Source organism: Desulfosporomusa polytropa (genome assembly GCF_055380075.1).
On the sequence record NZ_AP042400.1, the window covers coordinates 4,795,564 to 4,810,508 of the forward strand.

Consider the following 14,945-nt stretch of genomic DNA (forward strand, 5'->3'; position numbering starts at 1 on the left):
ATAAGCTAAAAAGGCTTAATCATGAATGTGTTACGGAGGCTTTAGTCTGTGAAAGAAGAATGTGATTTGCTAGTGGTTCGTAATCTTTGCAAGCAGTATACGGATTTAAGCATGAGTGAAGTCGAAGATCTTGAAAAAATCGTACAGCAGTTGCCAATTGTTGCTGAATTGTCAGGAACAGACATTTTCATTGATGTATTATCGAAAAATGCTATTGATGCTGTTGTGGTTGCATGGGCGCGTCCTTCAGGACATTCATTGTACAAGCAAAGTGTAGTTGGAGAGATTGCTTACGCTACTAAAGAGCCTGCAGTATTTCAAGCGTTCTCTCGGGCCGGGATTGTCCGAAATGTTCGGGGATTAAGCCAGGAGGGAGTGCCTATTGACCAGACTGTTGTACCACTTCGCAGTAAAAATGACAAAATAATCGGTGTAATTATTATGGAAAAGGATATTTCAGCAGAAATTCGCCATGAAGAACAAGTCGAATTTCTTAGTCAAACAGCAGAACGGCTAAGTAATACATTGATGTCATTGACGTTTACTGGTTTTGCCTGGGAGGAGTGGGTAGGTAACGGGATCTTTGTACTTAATCAAAAAGGTGAAATTATTTATTTAAATAAAAATGCAACACAGATAAGTAAGGCCTATTTTCCTAATTCATCATTAGGTGCCAATTTAATGCAAGCGTTATCCTTTATGTCGATGCAGGATATGGTGGATAGTCTTGCCTCTCCAATGGAGTATAAGGTGGACAATTCTCATTTTCTTTTTCGAGCCCATCCGTTAGTGAATTATATGGAATTATCAGGATGTGTTGTTTCTGTTCAGGATGTTACGGAATTGAGACAGAAAGAACGCCAGTTAGATGTGCAAAGTGCCATTATCAGAGAAATTCATCATCGTGTCAAAAATAATTTGCAAAATGTTGTATCTCTTTTAAATTTACAAAGACGACGAATGGGATCAGAAGTCGTGGAAAAAGAGTTCGAAGCATGTGTGAGCCGAATTATCTCTATTGCAAAGGTCCATGACGTATTTGCGCATCAAAGTTGGAGTTCCCTAAATCTTCTAGAGCTAGCTGGTGATATTGCCGAAAATTTGGTAGACAGCTACACTTTATTGGAGCAGAACATCAGAATATCTGTACAGGGGCAAGACGTAAGAATTCCTGATAGTCAGGCTGTTTCTGTCGCATTAGTCCTCAATGAACTCATCACAAATAGTCTAAAGCATGGCATCAAGGAGGCAATGAACGGAGAAATTAGTATTTTTGTAAAAGAATCTGATAAAGTTGTCCACATGGTGGTCGCAGACACAGAATCCCAAGACACTGACAGTGAATCTTGTGAAAAAGGTCAGGGACTGGGATTGTATTTAGTCAACTTATTGGTCTGTGAGCAAATGGGGGGCACATTTCAGATTGAACGTCGTACTGGTACAACAATAGCGAAGGTCTCATTCCCTATATTCAGGAAGGAGGGAGATTATGATTCCATTGTCGGTACTGATCGCGGAAGATGAGGCACTTACTCGGGTAGACGTTAAAGCAATGCTTGAAAACGCTGGTTATGTGGTATGCGGAGAGTGCTCCAATGGACGAGAGGCTGTTGAAGTCGCGCAACGTACTTCGCCGGACTTGGCGATTTTAGACATTATGATGCCCAAACTGGACGGATTAGAAGTAGCAAAGATTTTCCAGAGTATGAATATTCCTGTTATTATACTTACTGCCTACAGTCAACCGAGTTTTATCAGTCGTGCCGAATGTGTGCATGCTTGTGGCTATCTTGTAAAACCAACCTCAGAAAGTGGTCTATTGGCTATGGTTCGTATCACTTATGCCAGGTGGAAGGACACGCAGAATATCAAACAGGAATTGGCTGATACAAAGGATCAATTGGCTAATCAAAAAGTAATTGCACATGCTCGTATTATCATGAAAGATCAACTGGGCATTTCTGAACAGGAAGCGCACCGGGATTTATTGCGCCAAGCTATGCAAGAGCGAGTAACGGTGATTGATTTGGCTAAACGGATTATAGCCAATCAGAAGCAAAAAAATGGAGCAGATTAGGCAAATTTTTTATATTTTTCAGCAATATCTTGCAGGAAATGCTTAATGTATAGCGAATTAGCAATATATAAATTTATCTGAATATTAATCTTTTGCGAATTTTTATAATAATAGTGCGGGCAATAGCGCCCATGCTATAATTTGCGGCACTCAAAGTTATGGTATAGCAATCGGTCAGTGTAAAGTTTGAAACAGACAAGGGAATACTGGGCAAAAGCGCCCTTTATGACTGTTAAGAGAAATCTTAACAGTCATAAAGGGCGCTTTTTTAGTCTACCAGAATTTATAACAAAATTCTGTTGACATAAGAACGACTAAGGCTTCTGCCGTCGTCCTGAGGGACTTGGCACAAGCCAAGTCTTATCTTATATAACCAAGCAGTAACATCCAGCCTTATGAGTGACATTAAAGTGGCGGGTGAACTGAATAGAAACTTGCGGGTTAGGGGGGAGTAGTAACGAGCGTATTTATTTTATGTAGTACTTGATTATCCAATTAGTAAAGTAAGGAGGAGTATGTAATGAGTAATTTGGAAAAACCGATAGTTAATAGTGCTCAGGCCAATACCGGAGGCGAGAATTCTCAACTTACGCGAGTTTTGAAACCCATTCATCTCTGGGCTTTGGCGGTAGGACTGGTCATTTCAGGAAATTATTTTGGTTGGAGTTATGGTTTTGGTGCAGGTGGGGTAATGGGGTTAGCCATTGCGCTTATCCCAGTTACTATTTTTTATATAACATTTATTCTCTCTTATTCAGAACTGGCAACAGCTATTCCACATGCCGGCGGTCCATCCGCGTATGCGCGGCGGGCCTTAGGCAAGTTTTGGGGCTATATGAGTGGGATCAGTTGCCTCATTGAATTTGTATTTGCGCCACCGGCCATTGCCTTAGCGGTAGGCGGGTATATCCATAATATCATGCCGGATATTCCCGCGATGACAGCGACAATAATTGCATTTTTGCTATTTATCTTTATCAATTATTGGGGAATGAAGGTATCTGCTACATTTGAGCTGGTTGTAACAATTGTAGCGCTGATTGGTCTAGTGATTTACTGGTGTTTGGCTATACCGCATTTTGAAATGTCCAGGGTAATGGCTGAGCCACTTTTGCCGTATGGCTATAGTGGTATTATGGCGGCAGTTCCTTTTGCTATTTGGTTCTACCTGGCCATTGAAGGCGGCGCTATGGCGGCGGAAGAAATGGTCAATCCACAAAAAGATATTTCTGTTGGCTTTTTGACTGGTATGGGAACTTTAACAGTCATGGCTTTTGCGACACTGTTCCTTACTGCCGGTATTGCGGATGTCAAATTGATTGAAGCAGTGGATTTTCCGCTACCATTGGCTTTAAGCAATGTCCTTGGTGAAAAATCTTTTTGGGTTATGGCCATCAATTTTATTGGGTTATTTGGTTTGATTGCGTCACTGCATGGCATTATTGTCGGTTACTCTCGCCAAACGTATGCTATGGCTCGTACCGGCTACTTGCCGAAATTCCTGGCATATGTTCATCCGGAACATCACACACCGGTATGGGCGCTGATTTTGCCAGGACTAGTAGGGCTGGGGGCAGCCTTGACAGGCTTGACAAATGTTGTAATTACCATCTCTGTATTTGGTTCGGTAATCATGTACATTATCAGTTTGGTAAGCTTGTTTGTGCTACGGTCTAAGGAACCAGGAATGAACCGTCCCTTTAAAGTTCCAATGTTTCCGGCTGTACCGGCCATCAGCTTGGTAATTGCAGTATTCTGCGTAATTAGCCTGTTAGTGGCAAGTGTTGATAGTCTAATATGGGTTGCGGTGGCTTACGTCCTAGCGATCGTCTATTATTTCATCTGGGGTAATAAAAACATCCGGCCTTTCGAAGAAGAATTCGGTGTGTTGGATGAGTTGGACAAGTAGTAGGGTTAATCACTTTTAGGAAAGGGGCAATAAAGAATGTCATACAAAGATGGATTAGTAGCTTTAGGTATGGTTGAAACAAAAGGGGTAGTGGGAAGCATTGAGGCCGCAGATGCCATGGTAAAAGCGGCTAATGTTCAGCTAATCGGCAAAGTAAAAGTAGGTGGAGCGCTGGTGACTGTAATGGTGCGTGGTGATGTCGGAGCAGTGAAGGCAGCTGTCGATGCCGGTGCCGCTGCCGCTGAACGTGTTGGCGAACTTATCAGTTGTCACGTTATTCCCCGGCCACACGCGGAGCTGGAAGCCATATTGCCGAGTATGCCAGCTGAAGAAAAACCGGCTAAAGCAGCAATAAAGCCTGCTGATACCAATAAGTAATCCTGAAGCATTATGACAAAGGAAATCACGCTTACCAGTATTGGAATTGATATTGGAACGACGACTACTCAAATGGTGTTATCCCGGCTGACACTGGTCAATGTTATGCCGGGAACTCAGGTTCCGAAAATCGAAATCACTCGAAAGAGTGTGGTGTATATGGGCGCTGTGCACTTTACGCCCTTTCTGGACCGTAACCGGGTTGATGGAATTGCTTTGCGCAATATTATTGCTCATGAGTATCAATGTGCAGGCATTCAACCCCAGGATGTTGACACTGGGGCCGTTATTATCACTGGAGAAACTGCCAAGAAAGAAAATGCATCAGAAATTGTTCATGCCTTGGCAGAATTCGCCGGCGAATTCGTGGTTGCGACCGCAGGTCCGGATTTAGAAAGTGTAATTGCTGGCAAGGGATCTGGCGCCGAAGAGATTTCCAAGCGACAGCATATTCGGGTAGCGAACTTGGATATTGGTGGTGGTACCTCCAATATCGCGATTTTTGACCGCGGGGTTTGCATCGGAACAGCATGTATAAATGTGGGAGGGCGACTATTTGAGGTTGACACACTGTCGCGTCGGCTTTCCTATATTAGTCCCCCGGCGCAGAAATTGGCAAACTGTTTAGAAAACCAATCAGGCAAGACACTTTTTCCTGCTTGTTCATTTGAGGCAGAGCAGGCCGCCATTAAAACCTGTTTAGCTGAGATGACAGCTTGTGTAGATCATGTTTTGTTTCATCAACCACCGGCAGCAGGCGATGCGGCATTGGTAATGACCAATCATCTGCCAGATGTCGCCTTAGATGGCATCGTTTTTTCCGGTGGCGTTGCTCGCTATGTATATCAACCGCAACCCGATAATTGGTGGGTTCACGGCGATGTTGGGCCTTTACTTGCCGAGGCTTATCGTGACAGTAAGGCATTTAAATCGCTGCAGGTTTATCAGGGAGAAGAAACCATTCATGCCACTGTTCTTGGGGCAGGCGTACATACTGTAAATGTATCTGGATCGACTGTCATGGTCAGTAAGAATGTGTTACCGCTCAGAAATATCCCAGCAATCTATCCTGAGCTAAAGTCTGATGGAACTTGGACATGGGTGAATCTTGCTCGTAATTTTGACAATTCTCTCTATCGGACATTTGCTTTAGTAGTGCCGCCGCTGCCAGACACTAATTTCACGACAATTGTCGCCTTGGCCCAGCAGCTTGCCACAGAGTTGATGCAGCTAGACGGTACGCCTAAAGTAGTTGTAACACAGCAAGACATCGGCAAGGTCTTGGGACAAAGCCTGCGGTGCATTCTGCCTAAGCAAGAAATAGTATGTCTGGATGGCATAGAATTAAAGCTTGGTGATTTTCTCGATATAGCAAAACCCCTGCCTTACGAAGAAGCAGTTCCGGTTATTGTAAAAACCCTGGTGTTTGCACGATAACGTGTTGCCAGGCAAGGAAGGAGTGAAACGCGTGAAGCTGAAAACGAGGCTTATGGGCCAAAGCTTTAGTTTTAAAAGCGTTAAAGAGGTTCTCGCAAAAGCAAATGAGATAAAGTCTGGCGATATCCTGGCAGGTATAGCAGCAGAGAATGCCGCCGAACGGATTGCTGCTAAGTATGTACTATCTCAACTAACACTTGAAGACCTCCGTAATAATCCAGTGGTGCCACTGGAAGCGGACGAGGTTTCAAGAATAATTGACAATGATGTAAACGAGCCAGTCTACCGGTCGATCAAGAATTGGTCGGTGGCCGAACTTCGTCAGTATATTTTAGGTGCGAACATTGTACATGATGATCTTCACCGTATCAGCCGAGGTTTAACGCCAGAAATGGTAGCGGCGGCTGCTAAGTTGATGAGCAATCTTGATTTAGTAGTAGGAGCACGGAAAATTAGAAATATTGCTCACTGCAATACAACGGTTGGTGTTCCCGGCTGTTTGGCTGCCCGCCTTCAGCCCAACCATCCTACAGATGGGGTTGATGGGATTCTTGCCAGTGTTCGCGAGGGGTTAGCCTATGGTGTGGGTGACGCTGTAATTGGGCTGAATCCGGTAGATGATACCTTACCGGCAGTGATCCGCAGTTTAGAGACACTATATCAATTTGTACAAGAATGGGAAATTCCTACACAAATATGTGTGTTGGCTCATATTACAACTCAGCTGCGGGCGGTACAAAAGGGTGCACCAGTTGATCTTTTATTCCAGTCAATTGCCGGTACAGAAGCCGGAAATAAGGCCTTTGGTATTGATAGCCAGATTTTAGATGAAGCTTATGCAGCAGGCCTGAAAGAAGGCCGAGCTACTGGACCCAATATCATGTACTTCGAAACAGGACAAGGCTCTGAGCTGTCAGCAGAGGCACATCATAATGCCGATCAGGTTACCTTGGAAGCGCGTTGTTATGGTTTAGCACGTCATTATAAACCGTTTCTTGTAAATACCGTGGTCGGGTTTATCGGTCCGGAGTACTTGTATGACACTCGACAGGTAACCCGCGCTGGTCTGGAAGATCACTTTATGGGGAAACTGACAGGCCTGCCGATGGGGGTAGATGCGTGCTATACCAATCATATGAAGGCAGACCAGAATGATATTGAGAATCTGGCTGTGTTACTAACTGCAGCAGGTTGTACCTACTTTATGGGGATACCAATGGGCGATGATGTTATGTTAAATTATCAGACGACCAGTTATCACGATATTTCAGCTTTGCGTGAGGTGTATGACCGTAGGCCGTTGCCGGAATTTGAAAATTGGGCAGAGCGAATGGGTATTATGAGAGACGGCAAGCTTACGCCTAAGGCCGGTGACGCTACCATCTTTACGAAATAGGAGGCAGGATTTATGGGGGTGGAAACTAATATCCGTCTGATCGTGGAACAGGTGCTGGCGGAGATGAATCAAACAGCAAAAGGTGCTGTTGAAAGCAGCGTAACTCTACGGCAGCCAGTGACTTCTGAGGAACAGGCTGAATTTACAGACGACTATTTGGACGACCTGGCAGGGATAGATTTGCAGAGATATCTGCAAGTTCCAAAGCCGGTAAATGCAGAATTATATAAAGATATGAAACTGGCAACACCATCTCGGATTGGAGTATGGCGTACCGGTGTACGTCCTTTGACAGATACCTTGCTCCGTTTTAGGGCTGATCACGCCATGGCGCAGGACTCTGTATTGGGAGAGGTTCCAGAGAAGTTTGCCGCTCAATATAACATGGTACCGGTAGTAACGAAATGTTCTAGCAAGGATGAATACCTGACGCGACCGGACTTGGGCAGATTACTTGATGCTGAGAATATTGAAATTTTGCGCAAGCAGTGTGAAAAAGGGGTCAAAGTACAGGTAGTAGTTGCCGATGGCTTGTCCAGCAAGGCAGTGGAAGCCAATATTCCCAATTTGCTGCCGGCTATGATTCAAGGGCTAAACAGCATGGGAATTGCTGTGGGAACAACTATTTTTGTTAAATATGCCCGCGTGGGGATTATGGACGTAATTGGTGAGGAACTCAAACCGGAAGTCGTTATTATTCTCCTTGGGGAACGACCTGGTCTGGGGACTGGGGAAAGTATGAGCGCCTATATCGGCTATAATGCTCGTCGCGGGATGCTTGAAAGTGAAAGAACGGTAGTCAGTAATATTCATAAAGGCGGCTTGCCGTCAGCGGAAGCTGGGGCACATTTGGCAGATTTGCTAAAAAGAATCCTTGATGCCAAGGCGACAGGCGTTAACTTTAAATAAAGCTCTAGTAGTGTTGGAAAAGGGAGGCTATGAAATGATCGAACCGATTAAGCCGAAGGTTCTTGCTGTACGCTTCATTCCTAATGTTGCACCCGATTTTGCTGAAAAATTGGGATTGGAGTCGTATCAAAAATCAATTGGCCTAATTACCGCTACAATTGACGATGCGACCTATACGGCTCTTGATGAGGCAACCAAAAAAGCTGAAGTGGAAGTTGTCTATGCAAAAAGCTTTTATGCGGGCGCAGCCCATGCCTCCGGACCGCGGTCTGGTGAAATTATCGGCGTGTTGGCTGGGCCTTCGCCAGCTGAAGTCAGCGCCGGTATGGACGCTTGTATTAGTCATCTGGAAAATGAAGCATTTTTTTACACTTGTGATGGTGGGGATACAGCTTGGTTTGCGCACACCATATCCAGAACCGGGAGTTATCTGTCTAAAATTTCCGACATTGCAGAGGGTGAGCCATTAGCTTATCTGATTGCGCCTCCTCTTGAGGCAATGTATGGAATTGATGCGGCGCTGAAAGCAGCGGAAGTAGAAATGAAAGTGTTCTACGGTCCCCCGACTGAGACTAACTTCGGCGGGGCGCTCTTAACAGGGACGCAAAGTGCTTGCCGGGCAGCCTGCGAAGCTTTTCAGCGGGCTGTAATTGACGTGGCAACCAATGCACTGAAGTTCTAACTGGGAGAAAGGTGGATACTATGGAACTTGACCGAGATTTGGCATCTGTACAAGAAGTACGTAACCTGCTGAAAAAAGCCAAAGAAGCGCAAACTGTCTTTAAAAGTTTTTCACAGGTACAAGTAGACGATATTATCAAGGCAATGCGAAATGCCGGAGAAGCAGAAGCGTGCCGATTGGCATCAATGGCAATAAATGAGACAAGTATGGGTAAGTATGAGGACAAGTGTTTCAAAAACTATTTTGCCGCAAAGCATGTGTATGATTATATTAAGGACATGAAAACAGTCGGGATCATTGAGACAAGGGAAAAATTGTGGAAGATTGCTGAGCCGGTTGGCGTGATTGCTGGGATTGTACCAACAACAAATCCAACTTCTACGGTCATATACAAGGCGATGATTGCCCTAAAATCTCGCAATGCGATTGTGTTTTCTCCGCATCCGACAGCAGCTCGTTGTACTGCTGAGGCTGCTGCTGTTATGAACCGTGCGGCTGTTGCCGCCGGAGCCCCTGAGGGCATAGTTGGTTGTTTGACAAATATCTCAATGGATGCTACGCAAGAATTAATGAAAAATCCGATTACAGCAGTCATCTTAGCCACTGGCGGCAGCGCTTTGGTGAAAGCTGCGTATAGCAGCGGCAAACCGGCGCTTGGGGTTGGTCCTGGCAATGTACCGGCTTTTGTTGAGCGAACAGCAGATTTGGCAAAGGCGGCTGAGTATATTGTTGCCGGCAAAACGTTCGACAATGGCACAATTTGCGCATCTGAACAGGCAATAGTCGCCGAAGAATGTATTGCTGGAGAACTGATTCAGCAATTAAAGCGCTTTGGTGCACATTTTCTTGATCCTGAGGAAGTTGAGAAGGTCTCTAAGGTGGTCATGTTGCCAAACAACAGCATGAATCCCCGCGTAGTTGGGCGAGATCCGCAAGTTATTGGGAAAATGGCTGGTATCAATGTGCCGCAGCATGCCAAGTGTTTAGTAGCTCCACTGAACGGTGTTGGGTCACAATGGCCGCTGTCTTACGAAAAACTGACTACTGTGTTGGGGTTCTACCAGGTTAAGGATTGGGAAGAAGGTTGCGAAAAGTGCATGCAGCTATTGGATATTGGCGGCATTGGTCATAGCTTGGCCATCCATACCAATAACGAAGCGGTAATCCGAGAGTTTGCCCTGCGAAAGCCAATTTTCCGTGTGTTGGTAAATACCCCTTCGGCGTTAGGTGGTGTTGGTGCTACAACTGAACTTGCTCCCTCGTTTACTCTGGGTTGTGGAACTTGGGGCGGATCTAGTGTTTCGGAGAATGTAACGCCTTTACATTTAATCAACATCAAACGGGTCGCCTGGCATGTAACTATTCCAGAACGCCCAGCAATTCAACCCGCAGCCGGAGCACCAACCAGTAATGCTGCAAGTACTGTTGATGCACAGATTGTAAAAGCCGTTGTTGAAGAAGTGATGAAGGCAATGAAGTGTACTTTGAATTGATAAATACCATTAATAAAAAAACACTGAGGAGGAAAATAAAATGGCAGAAGTACGCAGTGTAGTTGCGTTGGGCATGATTGAGACCAAGGGGTTAATTCCGGCCATTGAGGCTGCTGATCAAATGCTAAAGGCCGCCAACGTTACTTTGTGTGGCAAAGAGCATGTATCTGGCGGCTATGTGGCTGTGATGGTCCGCGGTGATGTTGGGGCAGTTAAGGCCGCAATCGACGCAGGTGCCTTAGCGGCAGAACGTGTTGGCGAAATTGTTAGTGTGCATGTTATCCCACGGCCGCACGCTAGTGTAGAATATGTTTTGCCTGTCGGCGATAATAAATCCTACGGCAATTAATAAATCACCTCTAACCGCTACCAATGAAACAAACGGGAGGTGATACCTATGATTATTTCTGAACACATACTTAGAGCCAATTGGCATAAGACGAAATCAAGTACAATAACCATTCCCCAGGGAAGTATCATTACGCCCTCAGCGCGGGATTTCTTGCGCTCGCAAGGGATACAGGTTCAGTATGAAGAGGAGACCGTAGTAAGGGTGGAGCAGGAGAATACTGCTGCAACTGGGGAGGTGCTGTCGACAACCCAAGGGGATGCGGCCAGCAGAGCTTCTGCTGGCAGAGTCTCATCTCCCAAACCTGAATATATGACACATCTGAGAGGTAAAGAATTGATTTTAAAAACCCATCCAGTCATTGCCTGGCGGGGACAGCTTGATCAGTTTGACTGTGACCTGGTGGAAATGCAAACCATGCTAGTGAAGGCTGGGGAAACCAAGTTAGCCGCCCAACTAGAAGAAGTGGTCCTGCGGGCCCAGCAGCTCATGGCGGCAGAGGTTAGAGAGCAGCCAATCGAGTTTGGAACATTGTTCGGTTGGCAGGAAGCTGAGATTAGGGACATGTCCCACCATCCGGACAAATATTTCGGTATTCCGCATACGACGATGAGTTATCAGGATGGGTGGATTGTCGCTCGGTTAAATAGTTTGAGGTCCAAGATCCGAGAGGTTGAACTCTACGCCAATCGCGCTTTTACAGCCGCAGACGGCACGTGCAGCCGCCCTGATATTATTTTGCTGCTCAACCGGCTCTCAAGCCTGTTTTATGTGCTCATCTGTAAACGGCGGAGTGAACAGCGAGAAAGTAAAAGCCTCACAATCGGTATATCCAATCGGCATATTCACTTGTCAGAGAAGCACCTGGAACTACTTTTCGGCGCCGGTTACTCCCTGCAGAAACACAAAGACCTTTCCCAGCCTGGGCAATTTGCAGCGCAGGAAACCGTAACTTTGATGGGACCGAAAGGACGCATGGAAAAAGTTCGCGTTTTAGGGCCTGTGCGTCCAGAGACCCAAGTAGAAGTGAGTGTTACTGATTGTTTTCAACTAGGGATAAAGCCTGAACTTCGTGATTCAGGACAGATTGCCGGGACAAAGGGGTTAACAATCATAGGCCCAGCCGGTACCGCACTATTAGAACGCGGTGTGATTGTTGCGGCTCGTCACATTCATATGCACAGTGATCAGGCCAAGAAATGGAATCTTAAGGACGGAGACCGAGTGAATGTGCGCGTCGACAGTGAGCGGCCTGCGATCTTTCAGAAGGTGCTTGTCCGGGTTAGCTCTGAATTCAAAGGAGAGCTGCACCTGGATACCGATGAAGCAAATGCAGCATTAGTGAAACCAGATACGGAATGTGTCATTTTGGAGGTGTAGCTCATGAACGAAGCCTTGTTAAAGGAAATCATCACCCAGATCTTGTTGTCACCTGAGCTACAAGCCCTTTTTGCCACAAGCTCTCGGGCACAAGACACTAAGCCTGGCTGCTTGATCGTGCTCAATCACCAAGACGGTGTGCGCCAACTGCCGGAATTAGCCGAACGGTATCGACAGGACTACTGCCTGGAAGTCTGTGTTGTTGGCCCAGTTGAACTTGCCGCCAACAAAGTAACTCAGGTTACTTACGAACAAGCCATTAAGCAGTCAAACTGGGCTCGTCTGCAAGTACCAGTATGTACCCCCGATCAACTGGCCCAAATCGCCCTCGGCCTCAGCTCAGACCCAACCACCAAGCTGGTGGCCTGGGCCATCGCCACTGGCATACCGGTGGAAATCGGGCAGGTACAGTGGGGCTTCACCGCTAAAACACCAGAAACATACCGGCAACTGTTTGCCGGCTACATCCGCCAAGTCGCCGAGTTTGGCGTGGTGCTTGGCGAAAAGTCCTCAGAACTACCGACGCCAGTGCGGGAGGCAACGCCAATTGAGGCAGATCAACCACCACAGGAACGGCAAGCACACCCAGAGGTAACTTATGAGAAAAGACTGCTATCAGACAAAGAGGCCCTGCGACTGAACGGGGTCGTGCGACTGGGTAAGACGACAGTCCTTACGCCTGGCGCCATTGATGTACTCAAACAACAGAAAGTAGAAGTCTACAGGGAAGGGGTTCGATTTTTATGATCATTGCCCGTGTGATTGGAAATGTGTGGGCGACACGTAAAGAAGAGTCCCTGAGAGGACTTAAATTTCTGGTGGTACAGCCGGTGGTCATGAAATACAAAGAAACAGGCGAAGTGTATCTAGAGGGACGCGGCGATACCCTGGTTGTCGGTGACCGAATTGGTGCTGGTGAAACCGAGCTCGTTATGATTGCCAGCGGCTCTTCGGCCAGACAAAGTCTGCCTGATAGCCATATACCTGTTGATGCCATGGTGGTCGGAATTATTGATAAAGAGACTTTTGCATCAGAAAGTGGCGATCATTATGAATGATATTGTCGCTAAAGTAAAAGCAGCTGGGGTAGTGGGCGCAGGCGGCGCAGGTTTTCCTACTCATGTTAAACTCGAAGCCAAAGCCGAAATTTATATAGTAAATGGGGCTGAATGCGAGCCAATGCTCAGAACCGACCAACAATTAGCTGCCCACTATCCGGAATTACTGATTGAAGGCCTAACTCATGCCATGGAGGCGACTGGCGCGAAAGAAGGCATCATCGCGCTGAAGGCTAAATATCAGGCAGCCATCAAAGCGCTGGAGCCCTTGCTGCCGCCCCAGATCCGGCTTGAGATTCTGCGGGATATCTACCCAGCCGGCGACGAAGTGATTACAATCTGGCTGACAACCGGACGGCGGGTACCGCCAGGCGGTATCCCTCTCCACATTGGCGTTGTCGTCAACAACGTTCAGACCCTAATCAATGTAGCCAGAGCCATGAAAGGTGAGGTCGTGACAACCAAGACCCTGACCGTGACTGGGGCGGTCAAGTCACCAGTCACCGTTACCGTACCCATTGGCACCTCAATGGCCGACGTACTGGCTTTGGCCGGTGGCGTTACCTGTGACCCGGCCGCCTATATTGATGGTGGTCCAATGATGGGGAAAGTGGTACCTGATTTATCCAGTCCAGTCACCAAAACAACAGGTGGGCTGATCGTGTTGCCAGCAGACCATTTGCTGATTAAGAGTAAAGAACAGACGGTTGAATCGGTACTGCGGATTGCCAAGACCGTGTGTGAACAGTGCTGCTATTGTACTGAACTGTGTCCACGGCATATTATCGGACATGAATTACCACCACACTTAATCGTACGGTGCGTCAATTATAACTCGGTAGGCAACCCGCAAATTCTTCGCAGTGCATTAACCTGTTCAGAATGTGGTGTCTGTGAAGCCTACTCCTGTCCGGTGGGGATTTCGCCGATGCGGGTGAACATGGCGCTGAAAAAAGAATTCCGCACTCATAATCTCCGGTATGAAGGGGAATTGGGACAAGCCGATCCCATGGCCGAATACCGGTTAATCCCCTCAGCTCGTTTAGTCTCGCGACTGAATTTACAATCATGGTATCCACCGGCAGCACCGTTGCAGCCAGCGCTTTATGAGCCGGAACAAGTTACTATTCCTCTAAGCCAACATATTGGGGCTCCGTCAGTTCCGGTTGTCAAGGGTGGAGACGCAGTGACCGTAGGACAGCTGATCGCGGAGATACCGGTTGACGCCTTAGGTGCATGTATACATGCCAGCATAACAGGGATTGTTGAACAAGTTTCACTACAAGCGATTACGATTCGAAGAGGGGGTGCTCCGCATGATTAATGCGATTGGCCTTATTGAGTTTACCAGTATTGCGAAAGGCATTGAAGCCTCTGATCTCATGACAAAGACGGCTGACGTCACGTTGCTTGTGGCTAAGCACCTGTGTCCTGGAAAGTATATGGTGTTAGTCAATGGGGATGTCTCAGCAGTCAGGCAGTCGATCACCGCAGGTGTTGAAATGGGGGCGCAGCACACGGTCGATCACTTTGTGATTCCCAATGTTCATCCGTCGATACTGCCCGCCATTGGCGGCGGCAATGACGTAAGCAATGTTAAGGTCATTGGCATCATTGAGACCTATAGTGTGGCTGCTTCGATTGAAGCCACCGATGTCGCTGTCAAAAATGCTTCCGTAATTCCTGTTAGGCTGCATATGGCGTTTGGCATCGGGGGAAAAGGCTACAGTATTGTGACAGGCGAAGTGGCTGCTGTAAAGTCAGCCATTACTGCCGGCAGTGAATTGGCGGCTAGCAAGGGGATGCTGGTCTATAGCACAGTCATTCCCCGTCCTAATCAACAGGTGATTGATAGCTTTAAATAGAGTCGGAAGGCC

General features: G+C 46.9%; 15 protein-coding genes. All 15 read left to right on the forward strand.

The annotated features are described in order from the left end of the window. Nucleotides 1-48: 48 nt before the first annotated feature. The 15 genes from ACZ449_RS24060 to ACZ449_RS24130 all read left to right on the forward strand — a co-directional run bounded on the left by ACZ449_RS24060 (nt 49) and on the right by ACZ449_RS24130 (nt 14,933). Nucleotides 49-1,524, forward strand: coding sequence for a sensor histidine kinase (locus ACZ449_RS24060; RefSeq protein ID WP_464258571.1), 1,476 nt, complete (start codon nt 49-51; stop codon nt 1,522-1,524). Continuing rightward, nucleotides 1,490-2,077, forward strand: a complete 588-nt coding sequence (locus ACZ449_RS24065) for an ANTAR domain-containing response regulator (protein ID WP_464258572.1) — start codon at nt 1,490-1,492, stop codon at nt 2,075-2,077. Before ACZ449_RS24060 ends, ACZ449_RS24065 begins: the two co-directional genes overlap by 35 nt. Before the next feature lie 520 nt (nt 2,078-2,597). Next, nucleotides 2,598-3,986: an ethanolamine permease gene (gene eat, locus ACZ449_RS24070; protein ID WP_464258573.1), complete on the forward strand. Its 1,389-nt coding sequence runs from the start codon at nt 2,598-2,600 to the stop codon at nt 3,984-3,986. 36 nt (nt 3,987-4,022) lie between these two features. Continuing rightward, nucleotides 4,023-4,364 (forward strand): BMC domain-containing protein, encoded by a 342-nt coding sequence (locus tag ACZ449_RS24075; protein ID WP_464258574.1) that lies wholly within the window; start codon nt 4,023-4,025, stop codon nt 4,362-4,364. A 12-nt stretch (nt 4,365-4,376) separates the two neighbouring features. Beyond that, the gene (locus tag ACZ449_RS24080; RefSeq protein ID WP_464258575.1) at nt 4,377-5,801 is read left to right on the forward strand and encodes an ethanolamine ammonia-lyase reactivating factor EutA; all 1,425 of its coding nucleotides are present in this window, start codon (nt 4,377-4,379) and stop codon (nt 5,799-5,801) included. 31 nt (nt 5,802-5,832) lie between these two features. Continuing rightward, the gene (locus tag ACZ449_RS24085; RefSeq protein WP_464258576.1) at nt 5,833-7,197 is read left to right on the forward strand and encodes an ethanolamine ammonia-lyase subunit EutB; all 1,365 of its coding nucleotides are present in this window, start codon (nt 5,833-5,835) and stop codon (nt 7,195-7,197) included. Between the two features lie 12 nt (nt 7,198-7,209). After that, nucleotides 7,210-8,106, forward strand: a complete 897-nt coding sequence (eutC, locus tag ACZ449_RS24090) for an ethanolamine ammonia-lyase subunit EutC (protein WP_464258577.1) — start codon at nt 7,210-7,212, stop codon at nt 8,104-8,106. A 34-nt stretch (nt 8,107-8,140) separates the two neighbouring features. After that, on the forward strand, nt 8,141-8,788 hold the full coding sequence (gene eutL, locus ACZ449_RS24095; protein WP_464258578.1) for an ethanolamine utilization microcompartment protein EutL: 648 nt from the start codon (nt 8,141-8,143) through the stop codon (nt 8,786-8,788). A 20-nt stretch (nt 8,789-8,808) separates the two neighbouring features. Next, on the forward strand, nt 8,809-10,281 hold the full coding sequence (locus tag ACZ449_RS24100; RefSeq protein ID WP_464258579.1) for an acetaldehyde dehydrogenase (acetylating): 1,473 nt from the start codon (nt 8,809-8,811) through the stop codon (nt 10,279-10,281). Nucleotides 10,282-10,321: 40 nt separating this feature from the next. Further along, entirely contained in the window at nt 10,322-10,630 is a 309-nt protein-coding gene (locus tag ACZ449_RS24105; protein ID WP_464258580.1) for a BMC domain-containing protein, read from the forward strand. A 48-nt stretch (nt 10,631-10,678) separates the two neighbouring features. Further along, a complete protein-coding gene (gene pduL, locus ACZ449_RS24110) occupies nt 10,679-12,010 on the forward strand; it encodes a phosphate propanoyltransferase (RefSeq protein WP_464258581.1) in 1,332 nt (443 codons plus the stop codon). Nucleotides 12,011-12,127: 117 nt separating this feature from the next. Further along, the gene (locus tag ACZ449_RS24115; protein ID WP_464258582.1) at nt 12,128-12,757 is read left to right on the forward strand and encodes a hypothetical protein; all 630 of its coding nucleotides are present in this window, start codon (nt 12,128-12,130) and stop codon (nt 12,755-12,757) included. Then, entirely contained in the window at nt 12,754-13,068 is a 315-nt protein-coding gene (locus tag ACZ449_RS24120; RefSeq protein WP_464258583.1) for a EutN/CcmL family microcompartment protein, read from the forward strand. The genes ACZ449_RS24115 and ACZ449_RS24120 overlap by 4 nt, the downstream gene beginning before the upstream one ends. Further along, entirely contained in the window at nt 13,061-14,392 is a 1,332-nt protein-coding gene (locus tag ACZ449_RS24125) for a 4Fe-4S dicluster domain-containing protein (RefSeq protein WP_464258584.1), read from the forward strand. Before ACZ449_RS24120 ends, ACZ449_RS24125 begins: the two co-directional genes overlap by 8 nt. Next, nucleotides 14,385-14,933: a BMC domain-containing protein gene (locus ACZ449_RS24130; RefSeq protein WP_464258585.1), complete on the forward strand. Its 549-nt coding sequence runs from the start codon at nt 14,385-14,387 to the stop codon at nt 14,931-14,933. Before ACZ449_RS24125 ends, ACZ449_RS24130 begins: the two co-directional genes overlap by 8 nt. The last annotated feature ends 12 nt before the right edge of the window (nt 14,934-14,945 follow it).

Excerpts from the sequence above, each read along its gene's own strand:
- ACZ449_RS24065 (WP_464258572.1), top strand. The coding sequence starts at position 1,490 with ATGATTCCATTGTCGGTACTGATCGCGGAAGATGAGGCACTTACTCGG.
- eat (WP_464258573.1), top strand. The coding sequence starts at position 2,598 with ATGAGTAATTTGGAAAAACCGATAGTTAATAGTGCTCAGGCCAATACC.
- ACZ449_RS24075 (WP_464258574.1), top strand. The coding sequence starts at position 4,023 with ATGTCATACAAAGATGGATTAGTAGCTTTAGGTATGGTTGAAACAAAA.
- ACZ449_RS24080 (WP_464258575.1), top strand. The coding sequence starts at position 4,377 with ATGACAAAGGAAATCACGCTTACCAGTATTGGAATTGATATTGGAACG.
- eutC (WP_464258577.1), top strand. The coding sequence starts at position 7,210 with ATGGGGGTGGAAACTAATATCCGTCTGATCGTGGAACAGGTGCTGGCG.
- eutL (WP_464258578.1), top strand. The coding sequence starts at position 8,141 with ATGATCGAACCGATTAAGCCGAAGGTTCTTGCTGTACGCTTCATTCCT.
- ACZ449_RS24100 (WP_464258579.1), top strand. The coding sequence starts at position 8,809 with ATGGAACTTGACCGAGATTTGGCATCTGTACAAGAAGTACGTAACCTG.
- ACZ449_RS24105 (WP_464258580.1), top strand. The coding sequence starts at position 10,322 with ATGGCAGAAGTACGCAGTGTAGTTGCGTTGGGCATGATTGAGACCAAG.
- pduL (WP_464258581.1), top strand. The coding sequence starts at position 10,679 with ATGATTATTTCTGAACACATACTTAGAGCCAATTGGCATAAGACGAAA.
- ACZ449_RS24120 (WP_464258583.1), top strand. The coding sequence starts at position 12,754 with ATGATCATTGCCCGTGTGATTGGAAATGTGTGGGCGACACGTAAAGAA.
- ACZ449_RS24125 (WP_464258584.1), top strand. The coding sequence starts at position 13,061 with ATGAATGATATTGTCGCTAAAGTAAAAGCAGCTGGGGTAGTGGGCGCA.
- ACZ449_RS24130 (WP_464258585.1), top strand. The coding sequence starts at position 14,385 with ATGATTAATGCGATTGGCCTTATTGAGTTTACCAGTATTGCGAAAGGC.